20 protein-coding genes are annotated in these 21,783 nt (G+C 54.6%); 9 read left to right on the top strand and 11 right to left on the bottom strand.

From position 1 onward, the window contains the following. Positions 1-23: 23 nt before the first annotated feature. From TW80_RS16755 to TW80_RS16735, 5 genes are all read right to left on the bottom strand, one after another. Positions 24-1,397 carry a TolC family outer membrane protein gene (locus TW80_RS16755; protein WP_045998614.1) on the bottom strand — a complete coding sequence of 458 codons (1,374 nt, stop codon included), beginning with the start codon at positions 1,395-1,397 and terminating at the stop codon, positions 24-26. A gap of 49 nt (positions 1,398-1,446) precedes the next feature. Next, a complete protein-coding gene (locus TW80_RS16750; RefSeq protein ID WP_045998613.1) occupies positions 1,447-2,100 on the bottom strand; it encodes a protein-L-isoaspartate O-methyltransferase family protein in 654 nt (217 codons plus the stop codon). Positions 2,101-2,218: 118 nt separating this feature from the next. Then, a complete protein-coding gene (locus tag TW80_RS16745; protein WP_045998612.1) occupies positions 2,219-3,295 on the bottom strand; it encodes a DUF1513 domain-containing protein in 1,077 nt (358 codons plus the stop codon). Beyond that, complete coding sequence (locus TW80_RS16740; protein WP_045998611.1) at positions 3,296-4,312, bottom strand: imelysin family protein; 1,017 nt, start codon at positions 4,310-4,312, stop codon at positions 3,296-3,298. Further along, positions 4,309-5,829 (bottom strand): di-heme oxidoreductase family protein, encoded by a 1,521-nt coding sequence (locus tag TW80_RS16735; RefSeq protein WP_446720142.1) that lies wholly within the window; start codon positions 5,827-5,829, stop codon positions 4,309-4,311. Before TW80_RS16735 ends, TW80_RS16740 begins: the two co-directional genes overlap by 4 nt. A 70-nt stretch (positions 5,830-5,899) precedes the next feature. Here TW80_RS16735 and TW80_RS16730 point away from each other — a divergent pair, with 70 nt between their 5' ends. Together TW80_RS16730 and TW80_RS16725 are read left to right on the top strand one after the other, a co-directional pair. Then, positions 5,900-6,355, top strand: a complete 456-nt coding sequence (locus TW80_RS16730; protein ID WP_239450579.1) for a hypothetical protein — start codon at positions 5,900-5,902, stop codon at positions 6,353-6,355. A 111-nt stretch (positions 6,356-6,466) separates the two neighbouring features. Further along, positions 6,467-6,937: a Dps family protein gene (locus TW80_RS16725; protein WP_045998609.1), complete on the top strand. Its 471-nt coding sequence runs from the start codon at positions 6,467-6,469 to the stop codon at positions 6,935-6,937. Here TW80_RS16725 and TW80_RS16720 read toward each other — a convergent pair. From TW80_RS16720 to TW80_RS16710, 5 genes are all read right to left on the bottom strand, one after another. Continuing rightward, entirely contained in the window at positions 6,934-7,197 is a 264-nt protein-coding gene (locus TW80_RS16720) for a DUF1289 domain-containing protein (RefSeq protein ID WP_045998628.1), read from the bottom strand. The genes TW80_RS16725 and TW80_RS16720 overlap by 4 nt on opposite strands. A 75-nt stretch (positions 7,198-7,272) precedes the next feature. Continuing rightward, on the bottom strand, positions 7,273-8,535 hold the full coding sequence (locus TW80_RS16715; RefSeq protein ID WP_045998608.1) for an imelysin family protein: 1,263 nt from the start codon (positions 8,533-8,535) through the stop codon (positions 7,273-7,275). 67 nt (positions 8,536-8,602) lie between these two features. Further along, positions 8,603-8,770: a hemin uptake protein HemP gene (hemP, locus tag TW80_RS17800; protein ID WP_071210186.1), complete on the bottom strand. Its 168-nt coding sequence runs from the start codon at positions 8,768-8,770 to the stop codon at positions 8,603-8,605. Beyond that, the gene (locus TW80_RS18180; protein ID WP_157033322.1) at positions 8,770-8,934 is read right to left on the bottom strand and encodes a hypothetical protein; all 165 of its coding nucleotides are present in this window, start codon (positions 8,932-8,934) and stop codon (positions 8,770-8,772) included. The genes hemP and TW80_RS18180 overlap by 1 nt, the downstream gene beginning before the upstream one ends. Before the next feature lie 140 nt (positions 8,935-9,074). Beyond that, entirely contained in the window at positions 9,075-9,926 is an 852-nt protein-coding gene (locus TW80_RS16710) for a helix-turn-helix domain-containing protein (protein WP_162197197.1), read from the bottom strand. Between the two features lie 179 nt (positions 9,927-10,105). Here TW80_RS16710 and TW80_RS16705 point away from each other — a divergent pair, with 179 nt between their 5' ends. From TW80_RS16705 to TW80_RS16675, 7 genes are all read left to right on the top strand, one after another. Further along, the gene (locus tag TW80_RS16705) at positions 10,106-11,323 is read left to right on the top strand and encodes an amino acid ABC transporter substrate-binding protein (protein ID WP_045998606.1); all 1,218 of its coding nucleotides are present in this window, start codon (positions 10,106-10,108) and stop codon (positions 11,321-11,323) included. Between the two features lie 62 nt (positions 11,324-11,385). Beyond that, positions 11,386-12,252, top strand: a complete 867-nt coding sequence (locus TW80_RS16700) for a branched-chain amino acid ABC transporter permease (protein WP_045998605.1) — start codon at positions 11,386-11,388, stop codon at positions 12,250-12,252. Between the two features lies 1 nt (position 12,253). Next, positions 12,254-13,165 (top strand): branched-chain amino acid ABC transporter permease, encoded by a 912-nt coding sequence (locus TW80_RS16695; RefSeq protein ID WP_045998604.1) that lies wholly within the window; start codon positions 12,254-12,256, stop codon positions 13,163-13,165. Beyond that, the gene (locus TW80_RS16690) at positions 13,162-13,890 is read left to right on the top strand and encodes an ABC transporter ATP-binding protein (RefSeq protein WP_045998603.1); all 729 of its coding nucleotides are present in this window, start codon (positions 13,162-13,164) and stop codon (positions 13,888-13,890) included. Before TW80_RS16695 ends, TW80_RS16690 begins: the two co-directional genes overlap by 4 nt. Further along, complete coding sequence (locus tag TW80_RS16685; protein WP_239450578.1) at positions 13,877-14,605, top strand: ABC transporter ATP-binding protein; 729 nt, start codon at positions 13,877-13,879, stop codon at positions 14,603-14,605. The genes TW80_RS16690 and TW80_RS16685 overlap by 14 nt, the downstream gene beginning before the upstream one ends. 12 nt (positions 14,606-14,617) lie before the next feature. Further along, a complete protein-coding gene (locus tag TW80_RS16680) occupies positions 14,618-16,066 on the top strand; it encodes an aldehyde dehydrogenase (protein ID WP_045998602.1) in 1,449 nt (482 codons plus the stop codon). 181 nt (positions 16,067-16,247) lie between these two features. Then, on the top strand, positions 16,248-17,306 hold the full coding sequence (locus TW80_RS16675; RefSeq protein ID WP_052701042.1) for a siderophore-interacting protein: 1,059 nt from the start codon (positions 16,248-16,250) through the stop codon (positions 17,304-17,306). 47 nt (positions 17,307-17,353) lie between these two features. Here TW80_RS16675 and TW80_RS16670 read toward each other — a convergent pair whose 3' ends face one another. Then, entirely contained in the window at positions 17,354-21,580 is a 4,227-nt protein-coding gene (locus TW80_RS16670) for an ExeM/NucH family extracellular endonuclease (protein WP_045998601.1), read from the bottom strand. Positions 21,581-21,783 lie beyond the last annotated feature (203 nt).

The raw sequence follows: 21,783 nt of genomic DNA, 5'->3' as shown, positions 1-21,783 counted from the left end.
CGAGGGTGTAAACAACAGGTTGCTTATTCTTCGCCGATTGCGCGCAACACGCGATCCAGCGAACGGCCCTGCTCTGACAGCAATGGCGGCGAGTCTTTGACCATATTGTAGTAGGCGGTCGGGTCGTATTGCTGGACGGGCAGGTTCAAGTGCTCTGCCGTCAATAGCCCCATCGAAGCCAAGACAGCATATGATGCAATCACTTCGTCAGCTTGACCAGAAATCCGGTTTGCTTCGGCGTCGAGCAATTCTTGTTCGGCGTTCAAAACGTCCAGCGTTGTTCGTGATCCCAATGTCGCCTCTTCGCGGACACCGTCGAATGCGACACGTGCCGCACTGATCTGACGATCAGAGGCCAACCGCGCCGCACGTGCAATCTGAAGCGAGGCATAGGCGTTACCGACCTGCTGCTCGACAGATGACATGGTCAGATGCAGCCCAGCGCGCGCTGCGTCACGACTTGCAATCAACTGACGCATGACGCTGGCAATTTGGCCGCCTGCGTAAATTGGACCGCCGACGCTAATACCGATTTGTGCAGCTTCGACAGAGTCTTGGTTCGTCGATATCGACCCATCAAGCGACACCGAAGGAATGACCGCAGTTTCACCACGACGGATGTTCAGCTCGGCCGCTGAGACAGAGTGTTGAACCTCAAGTACGCTCGGGTGATTGCGCACGGCAAAGTCTTTGGCATCACCCACTGTTTGCGAGACGGGCGCAGGTGATACGGCTGGCAGACCGGACGGCGCATGCCCAATCGCAGCGATGTATTCTTCGATAGATTGCACAAGCGCACCCTGTGCTGACGCCAACAAGCTACGTGCAGAAGCCAAACGTGCCTCTGCTGATGCAACGTCTGTACGGGTGACTTCGCCTACTTCGAAACGGTCCTGTGCGGCGCGGAATTCTTGGGTGATCACGCGAATATTGCTTTCGCGTAGCTGCACGAATTCCTGATTGCGGCGCACGTTCATATAGGCTTGCACGGCGCGCAACAGCACGTCTTGCTCTACCCCGCGCAGGGATTGGCGTGTGCTCAGCACCAATTCTTTTTGGGCATCAATGGCCAAACGGTTTGATCCGCCGTCATACAGTGTCAAACTACCGCTGATCGCCGCAATTGCGCTATTGGTCGCCTCACGTTGTGAGGGCGGCAACGCGTTGTTGATCGAACTCGATGCGGAAATGGACCAGTTAATGACGGGCAAAGTAGCGGCGACTGCCTGTGCGACATCCTCGTCCGCGGCACGCAGCAGCGCGCGATTTTGTTCCAGCAACCCAGAGTTAGTATAGGCGGCCGTCAGCGCGCTTGATAGCGTCTCGGCCTGTGTCGCCTGCCCCGTAATAATCGAGACCACCACCGCAATTGCAGCGAACCCTTTGCGTTTGATCATTTTATCTCACTCACTTTTTGGTTTGCACTGCGCCTGTAATTTCAACGCTTTAGAGTGCGAATTCTGCCGTATTTTCAAAACCTGCCAATAATGGCGCACTTGCGTTAAATGCAAAACGCCAATGGATCGAACCGTCCAACTTGTGACCGACACGTACAACGCCAAGGTTCCCCTCGGCAAAGACACATGCAATCCGTCCGCCTTCACGAAGCTGCCCAAGCAATGCCTCGGGCACGGACTGCACACCACCTTCGATCATGATGATATCATAGGGGCCAGATTTTTCAGACCCATCCGCCAAAGGACCCGTCATAACTGCGGCATTATCGACACCCTGCCCTGAAAGAAGCGCTTGTGCCTCTTCTGCGCGCTGTTCGGTATCTTCGACCGCAACGACGAAATCACAAAGGTTTGCCAGAATTGCCGTCGAATAGCCCAATCCGCAACCAATATCCAATGCGACGTGATTAGGCTGGATATCAAGCGCGTCCAGCATTTTGCCCAATGTCCGCGGTTCAAGCAGCACACGATCATCGCCAATATCGAGATTTTCACCGACATAAGCAGCTTCGCGCAGGTTATCGGGAACAAATTGTTCGCGCGGAACAGAAAGCATCGCATCAATGATTGGGAACTTCGTTACGTCAGAAGGGCGCACTTGCGTGTCAACCATCATTGTCCGGCGGGGTGCATAGTCTGTCACGATCTAAACTCTTTCGTTCAGTATTTTACAGTTTCATGCCACATAAGGGCTTGGGCGGCAACGCTGATCTAGTCACGTGCTGCGATCATGGCAAGAAGCCGTCGAATTTATAGCATGTTTAAACTTTGATCGGAACAACATGGTTATCCCATGCCAGCGGCCGTCGCACACCTAATGAAAGCTGGTCGTTTGTGACCTGACCCAATTCGCCGTGACCCGTCGTCACAATGAACCCGTCACGGTGTGCTGCGATCCCGCCAGCATCACTGATCACGAACTCTTGTTCAAACGCGCCCGCAGCGGCGTCAAATATTTGAACAACGCCGCCACGCGGCGACGTTACCCCGACTTTGGTCGCGCTGTGATCAAATGCGACGCTGCCAACGTAGCCCTGCATCACCCTTTGCCGTTCGGCCGGTGCCGTAAGCAATTGGATATCGGCACCGCGCTGGTGTAGCCCGACCAAGGCCGCAGGCTCACCGTCGCCCTGCCATTGCATTCCAAATCCAACCCGCCCATCAGGCGCGATATCAATGTGCCGGATCGAGTTCTTGTGCATGTCATGCGGGAACTGCGCGATTTCCAGCAGCCCACCCTCTGAGACATAAGCGAGGTTTGGTGCCATCGTCGCGATATTCAGTTTTGTGCGCCCACTATCGGGATGCGTATCAATGCCGCCATTCGCGACCACCAGTACGTCTTGCCCCGGCATTCGTTTAATTTCATGCGGGCCGATCCCACCGCTCGCGAATTCGTCGATGCGGACATAGCCCGCGCGAACATCCCAGACACCGATGCACCCCGCGCCAGCCTCATAGTCGTTTTCCGTCGTATAGAGCCAATTTCCATCCTTGGAAAATGCACCGTGCCCGTAGAAATGGCGCCCTTCTGGGGCAGTCATGACCGCCTTTGGTTTTCCTCCAATGCAGTCGATCACCACCGCAAATGTGCCGGGGCGACGCGCAAAGGCCACTGCCTCTGGCCGTGAAGGATGCGCCGCTGCGGCATGCCCCCGATCGGGGAGAGGGATTTGAAACAGAACATCGCCCTGCGCACCAATACCACAGAGTACATAGCCCCCTTCGGGCAATGCGGCGGCTGATAGATAGCTTGGTGATCCGGCATCGGCCCATGTTGGGCTAGGCGCAAGGCCCGTCGCCAACAGCCCCGCTAAAAACTGTCGCCGATTGGTCATTTAGTCACCATCCAAAGCGTTGAACCCCGCTGCGACACCCAATTTTGGACCAAGCTCATCGCGGACAATCGTGCGAATGGCATTTACGTTCTGTTGTAATATCTCAATCGCAAACCGCTGTGTCGGATCGCTAACGCCCGCAAAGATCGGATCATCCAGTTCTAATAGGCGATCTTGGGCGACACCAAATGCGCGATCCAAACGATCTGATAGCTGTTCATCTTCGCCAGCGAGCCGGCCCGCGAGATCATGAAGCGCACTCAACGCCACCTGAACATGACGTGCAGAACGACCAGACCGCCAAACCTCGGCACGTTTGGGGCGCGGTCGATCGAAACTGCCCAGCGGTCGCCCCAACCGCGTATCGGAGAGAAATTCTAGCCCAGTAGACAGCGCTTTGAACAGTTCTTGGGCAGCCTCTTCATCTGTGCGGTAAACACCATCTGCCGTCGGGGTTAAGAGCAGAGCAGCATAGGCATTCCAATCCGCATTGATCGCAGCGGTCGTGGCCGCAATATCAGCGGTAATGGTTTGGACCAATTGGCAACGATAGCCTGTATCACCTGAATTGCTGATAGCCTCGTCAAACATCATGAACTCAAGCGCATAATATCCGCGCGCTGCAACAGACATTTCGGCGTAATCTGCGGCACTTTGCCCGATTGGGTCTTGGTCCGCGATGAGGCCCATCAGCACCCGAGGCGTGACACCGCGACTATCGGGCCAAAAAGCCAAGGCAAACGCGCGGTCATCAACTTCGCTTGGGCCGAAGCGAAGATGGCTCACCGCGACCCACGCATCAAAGGCAGAATGATATGCCGCACGCAACGCGTCCGACGCTGGATCGCAATCTTCAACCGCCGCCGCAGCCAGCGCGCCGGACGTCAACGCCAATTGATCGTAGGCTGGGATCACATGATTATTCACGGCATCATTGGTCAATGTCGCAAGCGGCTGCGCGGCAACTGGCACTGCCAAACCTATGGAAATACAAAAACTTATCACGAAGCGTTTCATAGGCTCTCCAAAAATCGAATAAGATCATCGCGTTTGGCTTTGGACATCTCAGCCACAGTATCGCGGGCGCTGGAAGCTTCGCCACCGTGCCACATAATCGCCTCTAGCAGGCTGCGGGCGCGGCCATCATGCAAGAAATAGGTGTGCCCGCTGACTTGCTCGGTCAAACCTATGCCCCACAAGGGCGGCGTCCGCCATTCGCGCCCTGTTGCCCGCGCCTCGGGGCGGTGATCCGCTAGCCCCTCGCCCATATCGTGAAGCAGCATGTCAGAGTATGGCCATATCAGTTGAAAGCTCTGCTCTGGTCTGTCCGCGAGGCGATGCGTGACAAAGCTCGGTTGATGACACGATACGCATCCAGTTTCATAAAAGACTTGTTTACCACGCAAAACCTGCGGGTCCGAGACGTCCCTGCGGGCGGGCACGCCAAGGTTTCGGCTGTAGAATGTCACCAATTCAAGCCCCTCGTCATCGACTTCAGTCACGCGCAGGTCACCATCACCATGCAATGCATCACGACAAGCTGGCTGATTGGTTGTGCACTCTCCTGCCCCATTGGGAAACAGGGGCGATGAAATGCCGATATCCCCAGAAAAGGCAGCCGCAGACTGATGGCGCACGGTCGGCGTCCCTGCTTTTAATCCGAAACGCCCCAGCATCGGCTGATCATATTCAACAGACCAAACGATATTCGGTCGGCCAGATATCCCATCCCCATCCAGATCTTCATGGTCCGCGAGCGCCACGATATCCGCCGCTGGGATCGCCTCGAGCAGTCCGAGGCCAATCATCTGCGGCGCGATGCGCGGGCTGAACATCGTGTCAGGATGCATGGGGCCGTAGCCTAAATTAGCCGCCTGATAGGTAGGGCGGCGCAGGCTGACGGTCTCGCCCTCTGAAAGCGTCACGATTTCTTCTTCGTAGGAAACATCCAGCCGATACTCTGCTTTATGCCCCTGAATCGCAAAATCCTGAAGCTGCTCGCCATAGGTCGGTTCTGGAAGCGTCGCGATGTAATCTTCGATATCGGCAAGCTTGGCGTCAAAGTCACCGGGGATCGAAACCCGCAAGAAAAGTGAAACTGCGCTGTCGTCTGGTCCTTCTGGAGTATGCCCGCGCCCATCCTTGAGATGGCAACGCTGGCAAGATCGCGCATTGTAAAGCGGCCCCAACCCATCCGACGCCAACGTCGATGACGGCGAGGACACCCATAATTTGCGGAAAAATCCATTTCCAACCTTAAAGGTCAGCTCGTCTTCAAAGCTAATATTGGCCGAGGACTGCGAAAATGCATCTGCGTCCGCCCGCGCACGGACCGTGGCGGCACCAGCAGAGCGTTCTTCAAAACGTGCCGCTGCTGAAAAATCCGTCGTCAACATGGTCACTGCTTGGATTCGGGCAATTTCCGCCTCTGTACGCGGGATAATATTCAAATGCGGCTCATCCAGCACCCCGGCAAGGCCCGCCACGGGTGAAAAACCAACAATTAAACTCAGATTTATGGCAAAACGGCGCACGAGATGTCTTTCTAACCCCGGAGATTTCTGATAGTTATAGTCGGAATTCAGAAAGCGCGAGTCACTTTTGATGGCAAAACCAAACCTGATCTGCGACATGGTGGCACGTCCCATCGCTGATGCGACGCCCTCTGCGGAACCCAAACAACCTGACATGGCAGCACAATGGCGTGACGTGTTGAATGCGTTGCGCGTGATCGCATTGGAATGCCGGGTCGCTGCACAGATGGACTTGTTCAAGGCTTGCGCCTTGCTTTCGACCCAACCCGAAACGGCACGAGATGCCCATGCCCGCGCGCTGATCAAATGCCTGCGCCAGGTAACGAGTCGGACAACCACGTTTTTCCGCCCCGGAACCGAGGAGATTTCCTTTGACGAAGCATGGCTCGTACAGGCTTTGAGTGCGATTAAGCGTGGTGACGGCGATAGTTTTTCATTCCTCGTTCGGTCACGTGTACCGCGCGAACACCAACGTCATATAGCTTTTCTAATCAAGGGAATTTCCGAGCAATTCTCTCAAGTTTAGAATAATTCTAAAAAGTTCTTGGCTTTTACAAAAAGTGCTATAAATAAGGTGATAAGCAAGCCAGCTTTTCGCCAGCCAGCACTTATTTTTAGTATCGCAGGAAGAACTGACATGACACAGACTGCCATCACTCTTAGCACCGACGCAAAAGCAGCAATCGCAGAAGCACTGAACCAGACAGTCGCCGAAACTGCAGTTACAACCATGCTTGCGCAGAACTTTCACTGGAACGTGACAGGCATGGCTTTTGGCCCATTGCACGACCTGTTCCAAAAAATCTACGAAGACCACTTTGTCGCCCAAGACGACCTTGCTGAGCGCATCAAAGCAATTGACGCGCATGCCGAAGGTACACTTGCAGGCATGATCAAGCGGTCCAAAGTTTCCGAATTCGAAGGCAAAGCTACCGATAAGGAAATGATCAAAATGATGCTCGACGCACAGGAAACACTTGCCGCGACACTGGCGGGATGCGGCGAACTGGCTGCGTCACACGGTGACACGCTGACCGAAGATCTGTGCATTGCCCGCGGTCAAACACACGAAAAATTCGCGTGGTTCCTGCGTTCTCACCTTGCCTAAGGCATTGAGTTGGTAACGAGTTCGAAAGGCGCTTCGGCGCCTTTTTTATTGCACTTGCGTGCGTAGGCGATTTTCCAACCCGCATATTTCCCCATTACGTCCTGCTGAGCCATCAGCATTTTGACAAAACCCGCGCGCTGGTCTTCTTTCTTGAGCTTCTTAAAGATCGATTTTTGCGCCTTTGTCATCGAACAGCCGATACAATGGCCTTCGCGCTTGAACTTGCACACATCAATACAGGGACTAGGGGTCTTTGGCATTTTGGCTCCGACATAGAAAAGGCGGCGCCCCATATCGAAGCGCCGCCCTATTCTAATGTGATTTAAAACGAGTTCCTATTCGAAAACCGCATCCGGGTTATCAAGACTGTCAGAACCTTCGAATGCGATCTGATCAACGCCCAATGCGGCGACAACACGTTCAAACGAACGCGTTTGATCAATCAAACCGTTCACGCCGCCCATAACCAGCGCTTCGCCAGCGTCGTTACCACGCTCAAGCATTTGATCATAAGAGAAACCTGCCTCAGCGGCGGTCTTGATCCGGCCCAATGCGAGCATAGTTGCAGACAGTTTGCTTTGCACTTCTGCGTCCAGCGCCGCATCAGTTTCGGCCACAAGATCAGATAGTGAAGCCCCAGACACAACAGACCCATCTACGCGGACATATTCGCCCAGATACACGTTCTGTACGCCTAGGCCGTCGTAGTAGTGGCTGTTGTGGGTGTTATCCGAGAAGCAGTCGTGCTCTTCTTCGGGGTCATTCAGCATCAGACCGAGGCGCATGCGCTCGCCCGCCTGTTCGCCGTAAGAAAGCGAACCCATTCCAGTCAACATCGCCGAGATACCAGCAGCTTCGGTTTCTGTCAGCTCAGCACGTGCTGCACCACCATCAACCCACTGCGCCGCCATCCACTCTAGGTCAGAGACGAGCAAATCGGTTGCCGCCTTTAGGTAATCGCCGCGACGATCACAGTTTCCGCCAGTGCAGTCGTCGCCAGCGACGTAGTCGGTCCATGCGCGGCTGCCGGCACCAGCATCATGACCATTTAGATCCTGACCCCACAGCAAAAATTCAATCGCGTGATAACCTGTGGCAACGTTTGCCTCGACGCCATCTGCCTCGTGCAGGGTTTCTGCCAATAGTTCTGGCGTAATCGCTGTTGCGTCAATCTCAGTACCAGACAGGGTAAATGTCGGATTGGCGACAACGTTCAGCGCCGCAAATGCGTTTTCGTCTGTCGCGCCACCATAGGACGTATCAACATAGTCGATCAGTCCCTCGTCCAACGGCCAAGCGTTCACTTTGCCTTCCCAGTCGTCGACGATGGCGTTGCCAAAGCGGAAAACCTCTGTCTGCTGATAAGGCACACGCGAAGCCAGCCACGCAGATTTTGCGGCTTCCAATGCTTCGGCGGACGGATCAGCAATCAATGCGTCAACAGCGGATTGCAGCGTCTTGGCGGTCAAAAGCGCGTCTTCGTAATTTGCCGCAGCGATATCCGCGTAGGTGTTCAAGACATCAGACTTTTCAACAGCCAAAGCAGGCGACGCAAGAGCAAGCCCAAGCGCTGTCGAAATCAGATAGTGGGGTTTCATACAGTTTTCCTTTGATAAAACATGTCGTCACAGAAAGGTAGAAACGCCGCCCACGGCGATCGCTGGCCTATTTGGTTAGGATCAGCTTGCCTGCGCGGGTAATTCGCAAAATATAAGTTTGATCACCAAGCGTAATCAGAGCACGATCTTCGCCTTGGGTCAGTTCCTCTGCGGCGTAGGTCGGTAGCTGCTTTGCCTCGGGTGCTTTTGCGCGTGGTAACGGATGTACAGACATTAGCTTTGTCCCCATTGGCGCTCAAAACGATCAAAAACCCATTCCAGACTCAGACCTTCAGAGGCAGAGGTTTGATACAGAACGTCTGCAAACTCCGCGCGTGCCGGGCGGTTTGCCCCTCGCTCTGCGGATTTGGTGTTGGGTTGTTCTGATCCCTGTCGCATCAGGTGGTCCTTTTCGGGCGCGTCCCTACTTTCTGAAATTGGGACACCACCTTACCTGAGCAATTTTATCAACAAAGTCAATCCGACTTTTTTAATCGGATTTATCTTTTGCGCGGAAACAGTTCACAATACTGTTTGACTTAGGGCCAAGCGGCAAACGACTGCGGCGCCTCATCATCCTGTACTTTGTGTATTTTTCGGAATGTTGCGGGGTTTTCCCCAACCTGCCGCTTAAAGAATCGCGTGAAATATGCCGGATCGACAAAGCCTAATCGAAACGCGATTTGCCCGACGGTCGCCCCGGTATTTGCCAGCAACTCCATCGCCTCGCGGATCAGCGCGCGGTGCAGATAGGCCTGCGGCGACAGCCCTGTTGACCGCTTGACCGCAGCCCCCAATCGGTCACGATTGACGTCTAGCGCATGGGCATATTGTTCGATTGACCAATGCTCGCGCAGACGTTGCGATGCCAATTGGACAAATCGTTCCGCCAACCCATAGGGTGCCCCACCCCGCATCACGATATGAGTTCGCGCCAATCGCCAGATTTCCACCAAGATCAGCCCCAAGTAATGCGCCTGTGCGATTTCCGACCCTGGCTCTGACGATAATCGTTCGCTGGAAAATCCATCAATCAGAGCTGTAAATTTTTCATCAATCTCTAGCGGCGCTGACAAATCGCGACCAATAGTCTGCCGCATTTGATCGCCTAGCGGCGTCGTCGGCAGCGCCTGAAGCAACAGCACCTGCGGAATCGACAGGATGCGGCCACGCGCCCCAGATTCCACAGTAAGCTCTTTGCCGCCGTCCGACATCCAAACGATGCGCCGTGCGGAAATTTGATCATCGTCCGCGATTTGCGCAATGCCAGCATAAAGCAGAATAATATGTGTGCGCCCGGACAACAGAGAATAGCCTGATCGCGTCAACGGGCTTTCGATCCGATGTACGCTGGGTTGTTCACGGCGTGGGTTCTTTGAGGCGACTAACATGTCGCCTTGGTCCCGCATTCGGCCCGGCAGATCAAGCAAAAGTACAAATATTGAACACATACGTGCATTTATTGCGGATCATCCGACAGTCTAAGCTTTGTCCAGTTCGGCCTCCGCGATCAAAACTGAGGTTGGATAGACATGGATTCGGTGAAAACCGGACCACAAGGGAGGACATCATGAAACGTATTACGCGGCGCGCATCCTTGCGCGCACTGTCTTTGGCTGCAGCATCAACAGTTGCTGTGTCCGTCGCACCGGCATTCGCCCAAGACGAAACTGTATCCATCGGCTATGCCGTCGCACGCACTGGGCCCAATGCGACAGGTGCAGGCATCACCACGATCCCCAATTATGAACTGTGGGTCGATACTGTAAATAAAGCCGGCGGGCTGACCATGCCTGACGGGTCGAAACGCCTGATCGAAGTCGTTGAATACGACAACCGCTCTTCGAACCAAGATCTCGTACGTTCCATTGAGCGGCTTGCGTCGCAAGATGAGGTGGATTTGATCCTGCCCCCTTGGGGCACCGGCGCAAACCTTGCGATTGCGCCACTCATGGCGCGCTTTGGCTACCCGCAGCTTGCCGTAACGGCGGTTACTGACAAAGCCCCTGAATTTGCAGAACGCTGGGACCGCAGTTTCTGGATGCTAGGTGGTGGTCATGATTACGCTGCCGGGCTGGTTGATGTTCTGTCAGCAGCACGCGACGCCGGCACAATCAACAACCAAGTCGCCGTTGTCTCGGTTGCCGATGGATTTGGCATCGACCTGATCTCGGGGGCACGGCCCGCCTTTGAAGAGGCAGGGTTCGAATTGGTCTACGACGAAACCTATCCTCTTGGCACGTCAGACTTTGCCGCCATCATGAGCGAGGCACAGGGTTCTGGCGCAGACAGCTTTGTCGCCTTTTCCTACCCACCCGGCAGCTTTGGTATGACCAAGACGGCACAGTCGATGGGGTACAACCCAAAGGTCTTTTACATTTCTGTCGGCGGCGCATTCCCGATCTATCCGGGTATCGCAGATGGTAAGGCAGAGGGCGTCATGGCCATTGGTGGTGTAAACGCTGACAGCCCTGCAATTCAGGAATACTTTGCCAAGCACACGGAGTTTGTCGGTAATCCGCCAGATAGCTGGGCCTCAGCGATCACCTATGCATCTCTCGAAATGCTGGCCCAAGCCATTGAGCGCGTTGGACTCGACCACGCGGCGCTGGCGGCGGAAATTTCCACTGGCACGTTCGACACAGTGATTGGCGAGGTCACCTTGGAAAGCAACCAACTGCGCGATCTGTGGTGGGTCGGTCAGTGGCAAGGCGACGCCTTCCGCGCGATTAATCCAGCAGACGCCGACGGTGCATCCACACCGATCATCCCAAAGCCCGAGTGGTAATATAATCAAAGTACCGCGGCGCTTCATGCGCCGTGGTGCATGACGAAGTAAGTAGAAATATCATGATCTTAACGACTCTTATCCTCGGCCTTGTGCTGGGAAGCACTTATGCGCTTCTCGCTTTGGGCCTTACCTTACAATACGGCATCGCTAGGATCATGAACCTGGCCTACGGAGAGCTCACGCTTGTCGGCGCCTTTGTTCTGGTCGCCATTTTTCAGCAATTGTCGCTCTCGCCGCTATTGGCGATGGTGCTGATCGCGCCGGCCGGATACGCGATGGGCTGGGCACTTTATCAAGTCATGATGCGGCCCTTGGTGAAACGCTCTGGCGCTGCTGGGCGGCTCGAGGTGGACAGCATTCTCGCGACCTTTGGCCTGCTGTTTCTCATACAAGGCCTTCTGTTGATGTTCTTTGGTGCGAACTTCACATCCATATCTTACTTGGATCGCGGCATTAACGTGCTTGGCGTGTCGGTCGCGCTTAACCGATTGATTGCATTCGGAATTTGTGTTGTCGCAGGCGGCGCATTGGTGCTGGCACTAGCCAAAACTCGCTGGGGCCTCGTGATGCGGGCCGTGGCCCTGACCCCCGGTTCAGCACCGCTGGTCGGCATCGACGTCAACAAGGTCGCACGCCAAGGTTTTGCGATTGGCACCGCGCTCGCTGTGACCGCAGGTGCATCCGTAGCGATGTATCAAACTTTTTCGGCGACCGATGGGGTCGTCTTTACGATGAAGGCACTTGTCATCGTGATCATGGGCGGCGTCGGCAATGTAAAAGGCGCGCTGATCGCAGGTGTGGCCCTAGGCCTGCTGGAAACCTTTGTGGCGACTGCAATTGATCCCGGTCTGACGCTTGCCGCGACATTTGCGATTTTCTTGGTCGTCTTGCTGTGGCGCCCCCAAGGGCTGTTCGGAGCACGCTGATATGACCAAGTTTATCTTTCCTATCGTTGCCGTGATTGTCATGGCTGTCGCCCCGCAATTTGTTTCCGACTACGGTTTGGGCCTGCTGATTGGTGTCGCGACCTATGTCACGCTCGCATCAGCATGGGCCCTGTTTTCGGGGCACACGCATTATGTTTCGCTGGCAACGGTCGCGTTTTATGGCACTGGCGCTTACACGGTGGCAGTCCTGAACGAAGCCCTGCCATATTGGGCCGTATTGCTGAGCGCAGGCGCCATTGGCGGCATCATGGCCGCACTGGTTGGGCTTTCGACATTGCGTCTTCAGGGTGTGTATTTCGTCATCTTTAGCTTTGGTCTGGCCGAATTAGTTCGCCAGCTCATCACTTGGTACGAGGTCAACGTTACTGGCACCTTGGGGCGCTACATCTTTCTGGATATCACCGCGCGTGGGATCTATTGGCAGATGCTTGGCCTTTGCGTCATTACCATCGGGCTGACGGCGTGGATCAACCGGTCTCGACTGGGCATGGCGCTGCGGGTGATTGGCGACGACGAAGCAGTCGCCGCACATGCGGGCATCAACCTTGCTAAGGTTAAGCTCATTGCCTTTGTCCTCTCTGCGATCATCCTCACATTGGCAGGCGCGATCACGTCACCACGCTATGTCTATGTAGAGCCTGCAATTGTGTTTAATCCGACGGTTAGCTTTTTGACCGTGATCATGGCCCTGCTGGGTGGCGCGAACCGGCTTTGGGGTCCGGCCTTGGGTGCGGTTCCGCTGTTCTTGGTGTTTGAATGGCTCTCTGCGAACTTTCCGGACAGCTACCCGATCTTCATGGGCTTGCTATTCATCGCAGTGGTGTTCCTGCTTCCGGACGGGGTGCTGGCTGGCATCGAAAAATTCAGATCACGACGGAAGGACGCGCAATGAGCTTTCTCAGCATCAACAATGCCGTCAAACAATTTGGCGGGCTTAAAGCAGTAAACAACGTTTCGTTTCATGTCGAAAAGGGTGAAATCATCGGTCTACTGGGGCCAAATGGGTCTGGCAAAACGACATTGATCAACCTGATTTCCGGCGCTTTGCCTGCCACAGCAGGAGAGATATCGCTCAATGGTCAGAAACTAAATGGCCTGTCCCGTGACAAGATTGCCCGCCACGGCGTTGCCAGGACGTTTCAATTGGTACGCATCTTGCCCTCACTGACGCTGACTGAAAATGTGATGATCTCGGCCGTGTTTGGACGGAACGCCCATTGGGGTGACACGGCAAAACAGGTGGCCGCTGAAGCGTTGGACAAAGTAGGGCTTTCTGCGCGCGCTGCCATGTCAGCCGGGGACCTGACCTATATCGACCAAAAGCGGCTAGAGCTAGCGCGTGCCTTGGCGGCCGAACCTGAGTTACTTTTGCTCGATGAATGGCTCGCCGGGCTAAACCCCACCGAACTAGAAGAAGGTATTTCCCTGATCTCAGATCTACGTGACAGCGGCCTGACCATTCTGATGGTCGAACATATCATCGACGCGGTGCGTGCGCTGTGCCCACGGGTGGTGGTGATGAACTCGGGCCAGCTCATTGCTGATGAAGCAACAGACAAGGCCCTCACTGACCCCGCAGTTGTGAACGCCTACCTCGGAGAAGATGTCGATGCTTGAAGTCGAAAACCTGACCGTCACATACGGGAAGCATGTCGCGCTGGACGGCGCCTCGATCAAAGTTGAGGCTGGCCAAATGGTTGCAATCCTGGGCGCGAATGGCGCTGGCAAATCGTCGCTCTTGGGGGCCGTTGGCGGGCGCATTGCACCAACATCGGGTGCGATTACCTACAAAGGTAAATCCTTGCTCGATATGCCTGCACATAGGCTCGCGGATGCTGGGATTGCGCTTGTGCCCGAAGGGCGCGGCATCTTTCCAGCGCTCAGTGTCGCCGAAAACCTGAAACTCGGCGCGATTCCGGAACGTGCACGCGACAAAGCTGAAAGCAATCTTGCCGAAGTCTATGCCCTATTCCCCAAACTCGCTGAACGCCAAAACCAAATCGCTGGCACGATGTCAGGCGGTGAACAGCAGATGGTCGCGATTGGGCGCGCCTTGATGTCAAATCCAGATATCTTGCTGCTTGATGAGCCTTCGCTTGGGCTCGCGCCGATTGTCGTCAAAGAAGTCTTTGCTGCCCTTGCACGCATCCGCGCAAACGGGCTGACCATTGTTATTGTTGAACAAAACGCACGGGCCACGCTTGCGCTTGCTGATTACGTCTACCTTGTTGAGGTCGGGCGCATTACGGGCTCCGGCCCCGCTGAAGAAATCAAATCAAACCCATCGGTAGAACGCGCCTTTCTTGGCGGCGCAGTCGCCAAACCAAACTGACAGGAGCAAATCATGAAGAAACTCGATCTCTATATCGACGGCGAATATGTGCCCGCAGAAGGCGACCGCGTGTTCCAACATCGCAATCCGATCACGAATGACGTGGTGACCGAGGCCGCCGCCGCATCACTTGCGGATGTCGAACGCGCCGTTGATGCAGCCGCACGCGCATTCGCAGAATGGTCAAGCACAGGACCCGGCGAACGTCGCCGTAAATTGCTAGCAGCTGCCGAAAACCTAAAAGCGCGCGGCGATGATATCGTCGCCGCCATGCAAGAAGAAATCGGCGCAACCGAAGCATGGGCGCGTTTTAACATCATGCTGGCATCAGACATGCTGGTCGAGGCGGCGTCGCTCACTACGCAGATCAAGGGTGATATCATTCCGACAAACCGCCCCGGATCGACCGCGATGGCCATCCGCCAGCCTGCCGGTGTTGTTCTTGCGATTGCACCTTGGAATGCGCCTGTGATCCTTGGTGTGCGCTCAATCGCGACTCCGCTCGCTTGCGGCAATACGGTTGTAATGAAGACCTCGGAACTTTGCCCGCGCGTCCATGCGCTGATTATCGAAGCCGTGTCAGAGGCCGGATTTCCCAAAGGGGTCGTTAACGCAGTATCAAACGCCCCAGACGAGGCACCACAAGTCGTCGAAGCGCTGGTTGTTCACCCTGCCATTCGCCGCGTGAACTTTACCGGATCGACCCGTGTCGGCCGTGTGATCAGCGAACTCGCCGCGCGAAGCCTGAAACCCGCCTTGCTCGAGCTGGGGGGCAAAGCGCCTATGATCATCCTCGAAGATGCCGACATTGACGCCGCTGTCGCCGCCGCTGGGTTCGCCGCCTACATGAACCAAGGGCAGATTTGCATGTCCACTGAACGGATCATCACCGTGGGCAGCGCTGGTGATAAATTCGTCGCGGCCTTTTCCGAAAAGGTCAAAAGTCTAACTGCGGGTGACCCACGCGAAGGGACAGCGCCTCTGGGATCGCTCGTGAATGCGGGGGCCGCCGACCGTGTCAGAGAGTTGATCGCAGATGCTGTTGATCACGGGGCCGATCTGATCGCGGGCGGCGGCCAAGGCACAATCATGAATGCTGCGGCCTTGGATAACGTTACCCCTGATATGCGCCTCTACCACGAAGAAAGCTTTGGGCCTGTGGTCGCCATTATTCGTGCCTCCTCCGAAGACGAAGCGGTTCGTATCGCGAACGAGAGCGAGTTTGGGCTATCAGCTGCGGTCTTTGGACGTGATGTTATGGCCGCCCTATCAATTGCCAAGCGTATCGAAAGCGGCATTTGCCATATCAATGGCCCAACCGTTCACGACGAAGCACAAATGCCATTTGGCGGGGTGAAAGCATCTGGCTATGGTCGATTTGGTGGGCTGTGGGGCGTTGAGGAATTCACTGAACTGCGCTGGATCACGATGCAAGATGGCCCTGTGCACTATCCAATCTGACAAGCAGGTGGTGCCGGGTCATGCCCGGCGCCACCGTCACATATGAACCTGGCCACTGGCGGCTTGCAATTTCGCGGTGACGCGTCGATATATGTCGATAAAATCACTCAGGTTTAATGCCCACACCAGCGAGAGCTGTCTTTCGGCACGATAACCTGTTCCCATTGCGCGGATCAGACACATGAATGCCCCGATGCCCTTGCCTGTGATACCCGCAGGTGCACAAACCAGCCGCAGCATATTTGCGGGCGATATCCCCGAAGGATTACTGAACCATATTCGCGCACATGTCGTAGAATACGGCATGCCTGTGACACAGCATGATGCGATCCTTCAGGTCGACTACATTCAGTCCAAGGTACAATTTCAGGTGACCTCTGGCCAATTCGAAGTGGTCATCGCTGCGCCCGATGCAACGGCGCTATATCAAACGCGTGAGGCCGTGATTTACCTGCTGGATCATGTCTTTCCTGACGCCAGCGCGCAGATGGTCTGGAGCGGCGAAGACCTGCCCACACCATATCCACCAAATTTCCAAATTGGCCGCGTTCTATCAGTCCGGCGCGTCACTGCGAATTTCCTACGCGTTACGATCAAATGTCCAAACCTTGACCAATTGGCGTCAGGTGCGATGCATTTTTCGCTGTTGATCCCGCCAGATGATCGACCAGCGGTCTGGCCCACGTTGAACGAAAAACGGCGTACCGTTTGGCCTACGGGTAAGGATCAATTGCATCGCGCGGCCTATACCTTTGTTGCGTTCGACCACCGATCAGGCAGCTTTAGCTTTGACATCTTTGAGCACGCGGGTGGTCACACGATGCAATGGGCGCAATCCGCACTTCCCGGCGCGATTGTTGGGGTGATGGGGCCCGGCGGCGGTGACTTTCCAACGGCTGATGACCTGCTCATTGCGGGTGATGAAACCGCGCTTCCTGCGATCCGGCGAATTCTGGAAAACGCCCCCGAGACAACGACAGGACAGGCCATCATCGAAGTCGGGGATGCTGCGGATATTCATGAACTACAAAAGCCAAAAGGCATATCGGTCAAATGGCTACTGCGCCCCAATAGCGAAAGCCTGTCCAAATCCCTGTCGCAAATTACACATATTGCGGATGAAACCTTTGTTTGGCTCGCGGCAGAGCGCGACCTTGTACGCAAGGCCAAAGCAGACCTGATCGAGAAAGGGGCCAGTCGCGCGGCCAGTTATTTTTCTGGATATTGGACGAATAATTAGCAGATCACCAAGGGCACAGCGACGGCCGCGCCCTTGGCGTGTTTTGCTTAGGTCATGACGAAATCATCAGGCGCATCAAAGTCGAGGCCGATGATCAGCGGGTCATGATCCGACGACGCATAAACGCCATCGTTATAGAACCCAGGATCATTATAATCCGTGTCATAGCCAATCAGATCCGGCTCATCTGCGTTGATGTGCCACTCTGTTACGCCGGTCACATGGTCAGTGATTTCGCTATCGCCCAGCCCCTGATCCAAGGTCCCTTGTTGGCCATTAAAGACATACGAATACGCATCGTCTTGCCCGATAAAGCTGTCAATCAGATCGGTTAGCCCCGCGTCTTCGTCAAGGTATTGGACCGCGTCTTCTTGGGCGTATGAGTTCATATCACCAAGCAAGAGATAGTTGGTCACACCACCGCCGTTATATTCGGTGGCAATCCAATCAGCGAGTTCAACCGCGCCGTCCAATCGCACCGCATTCCAGAACCCCTGACCATCATACTGGTCAAAGTTTGGATCGGCATAAAGATCAGCCAGCAAATCGGCCACGACCGCATAATCTGCAGACCCGGCATTTGCGCTATTGGCCAGCCAGCTTTCTGCTGCATCAGCCACGTCTTGCAAATCGCTGTCGCCTTTGGATTTGAAGTGCGACGACACAACCGTAAAGGTTTCGCCCGTTGCATCATCCACAAACGTCGCCGCAACAGAAGGCCGATTGCGTTGATAGTCGTTAAAACTCACCCCGACGTAGCCGCCCAATTCAGAGGCAATTGCATATGTCGCGTCGGCAGAGGTTTCATCAAATACGATGTAATCTGAATAGACCAATGTCACAGCCGAACTGTCATAGATGATGCCTGTTGTGATCGCATCAGTCCCGATGAAATCGCCTGTCCCGGTTGGGTCCACATAGGCGTAGGTCGCGCCAGTGCCTTCGGCATTCAACACATCAACCAATGCGCCAATTGCCTCGGTTCCGTTGTTTTCGATTTCCTGAAGAGCAATGACTTCGGCACCGGTGCCAATGATCCCCTCGGCCAGTTTTGACGCCTGCCGATCAAATTCTTCGGTGTTGTCAGCGCCACGCGGGCTAAGGTCGCCGCTTGGGCCAGTTCCACCAGAGAAAGTGGTGAAGAAGTTCAGCACATTATACGACGCCACCTGTAACGTGCCACCGACATCTTCTGGGGCGGCGTCGCGCGCACCTGTATTGGTGTCATCCACGAATTCGATAGTGTCGGTAACATTCAGCGTCCATTCATCGAATGAGAACGTCAGCACGCCCTCGACAGGATCAGCGATTTCAGCGCCAAGACGCACTGTCGTGCCAGTATCCGAGAAATCATCGCCACTGTCCAAGACGCCGTCGCCATCGTCGCCTGCGCCACCCGATAGATAAGGATAGACATCAGGGTTCTGAACCGATGAGCCGTCATCCAACAGCAGGCTCGCGTTTTCGTTTGCCTCTGCCAGTGCTGCGATTTCATCGGCTTGCGTCTGCGCGTCGTAGATCTGTGTTGGCTGGGTCAAGGTCCCCGACGCAATGGAAATTTGCCCATAACGATCAAGGTTGTAGTTTTCCGTCACCGTCAGTGCGTCAACAGTACCCGACACCACTGATAGGCGCATCCCTTCGAGCGCTTCGTAGTTTTGCGCAATTTCAGGCGAAAGCGTCACGGTGGTGAGTTCAGGTAGATCCAGCCCTGAATATGTCACCTCAAGCGAAGACACAGAGGTGATTTCGGTCAGCCCGTAATATTCGGTCACGGTGCCATTCACTTGGACCAGATCACCGATGTTGACCGCATAGGAACCCGCTGTGTAGACAAAAATGCCCTCAGAGGTGAGCGGATTATCATCTACGTCACTGTCTTCTTCTTGCATGTAGAATCCATCATCAGTGACCAATGTCACAATCGCCTCTGCAGCAACCTCTTCGCCGTCCAGCGCAGCCACATCACCGTCACCTTGGATCTCAGAGATTAGCGTCAGTTCTGGTTCTGGCTCGACCACGACGATGTCAGGATCAGAAGTCACAACGATATTGTCGATATAGATTGCTTCGTTCGCAGCGTTACTATCCAGCTCCACAAACAATTGTGCGCTATTGATATCTTCGCCCAATGTGGTCGAAAGCGTCATCCAGGTATTTTCGACGTCCAGATCGTCTATATCCTGTCCAGTGGTATCGAACAGCGTGACCGTTCCTTGATCGGTGACAACATAGATATTGACCACATCGTCAATTTCCCACGCGGTCCATTTGACAAAAGTATCAAGTGACAGATGCACCTCGCCCACGCCACTTAGGTCCAACTCGTCAAAGGACATCACCAAAAGACCATCTGGGTCAGATAACTGATACCCCTGCAGACCATCGGTATAAGCGCCAACTGTCACCGTGTCGTTTTGTACCCCAACGAAATCACCATCGGCGATCCCTGTGCCGCCGCGCGTGTTAGTCCATGTCAGGTCAAACCCAAGCTGCCCCATGGACGCGTCAGTGCTATCAACCGTGGATAGCCCTTCAACGTTCAGCAAATCGACAGTTTCGCCCAGTTCCAAAATGCGCCCGTCCGCCGCGTCAAAGTCATACCGATCACCGGTCGCTTCGGTCTCAAAGCTTTGGGCGATGTAGAACACCTCTTGGACAGCTATGTTATCGACATAGAGGCTCTCTGCAGATGCGTTGCTGTCGAGTTCGACGATCAGAGTTGCTTCATTAATATCGGCACCCAGTGTCGTGGATAGGGTTTGCCAGCTATCCTCGATGCCGAGGTCGTCGATATCAGACCCCGTTGTATTCAGCAGATCAATCGTGCCCTGATCAGTTTCGACATAAATGCGCACCAGATCATCGGCTTCCCAGCCAGTTTCATTCACAAAGGCATCGAGTGACAGCTTAATAATCGAGGCATCACCCCGCTGCGACAGATCAATCGTGTCAAAGGTCAGTCGCAACAGACCGTCTGCGTCCTGTAGCTCGTAGCCTTGGGTGCCTTCTGCGAATTGCCCAACATCGCCAGTGTAGCCAGTGACACCAATAAAATCGCCGTCGGAAATACCTGTTCCGCCACGGGTGTTGACCCACGACAAATCAAAACCAAGCAAACCGTCTGATGCGTCTGTGCTATCGACAACGGCCTGACCGTTGTTGACCAAATCGACCTCTGCCCCATCAGGCAGCAGCGATCCGTCCGTATCAGCGGCAGTATAGATTGAACCTGACGCTTCGGTTTCAAACCCTTGGGTAAGCGAGATGGGTTCCCAAACGTTTTCGACAGAGACCGTCAAATCGGCACTATCGCTCGCGCCATGTTCATCAGTCACAACAACAGTGATTTCGTAGACATTGTCACCATTCGCATCGGCTGGCGCTTCGAAATCCGGGCTGGAGATAAATGAGACAACCCCAGTATCCGCATCCACAGAAAAGAGCGGCGCATCCGCGCCAGTCAGGCTGTAGGTCAGCACCGCACCATTATCGACATCAGCCGCGCTAATCCCTGCGTCAAAATCTGTGGTATTTTCCGTCAGGACAATCGCGGCATCATCAACAGAAATAACGGGCGCATCATTCACACCGGTAACTGTCACGGTTACGGTGGCAACATCAGTGCCGCCCTTGCCGTCATCGACGGTATAAGTAAAGGTATCGGTGACGACTTCGCCTTCGGCCAGAGCATCGAATACAGTGCCTGCGATATAGCTTATTTCACCATCTACGAAACTAACTTCTGCGCCCATTGCAGAGACCGCATCAACAGCAGTGATCGCGATTGTATCGCCGTCAAATTCGCTGTCATTGGCCAACAGATCTTCTGACGCAATCACGACAGTCTCGTCCTCGAGAGCGGCCAGAATATCATCGCCAGCAAGGACCGCATTGTTCGTACCATCAAGGTAATAGGTATAGTCGTCGGCCGCGAAATATAGCGCCTCAACCCCAGTGAGCGTCGACACACCCGACACACCACCAGCGGCGTCATAGATCGTGACAATCGCGGTAGAGCACCACCAGAATCCAAACTGCGAGATATTCGCATCCAAAATGGACCCAGCGAAGGTCATCGTATCAAAACCGCGTCCGCCGTCGATAAAATCCAATCCAGCAGAGGCCGCGATCGTGTCGTCACCACCAAAACCAAAGATGAAATCACTCCGACCGGTACCCGTCAGAGAATCATCTCCACGCCCTCCGAATTCAAAGTTTGGCCAAGAAAATGAATGGCGCTGTGCGCCCCTACTCAAACTCCAATGTTTCATAAATTAACCCCCTGATAGCAATGTGTATTCATTTGATTTTCATTGTTCGGTAACAGTCACATGAAATACTCTGACGCGAAATGTGGTAATTCAATACACTTAAACAACGTCACGTCGTGATCGTCTGTGCGCTTAGAAACAATGCAGTAGACTTATCACGTTTTCGTGTTCCTTGCAGAAAAATTAGGCACTACGAAAATAAT

The organism is Loktanella sp. S4079, from assembly GCF_000967725.1.
Lineage (GTDB): Bacteria > Pseudomonadota > Alphaproteobacteria > Rhodobacterales > Rhodobacteraceae > Yoonia.
Note: the sequence above shows the minus strand (reverse complement) of the source record. Positions and strands in the feature narration are given on the sequence as shown.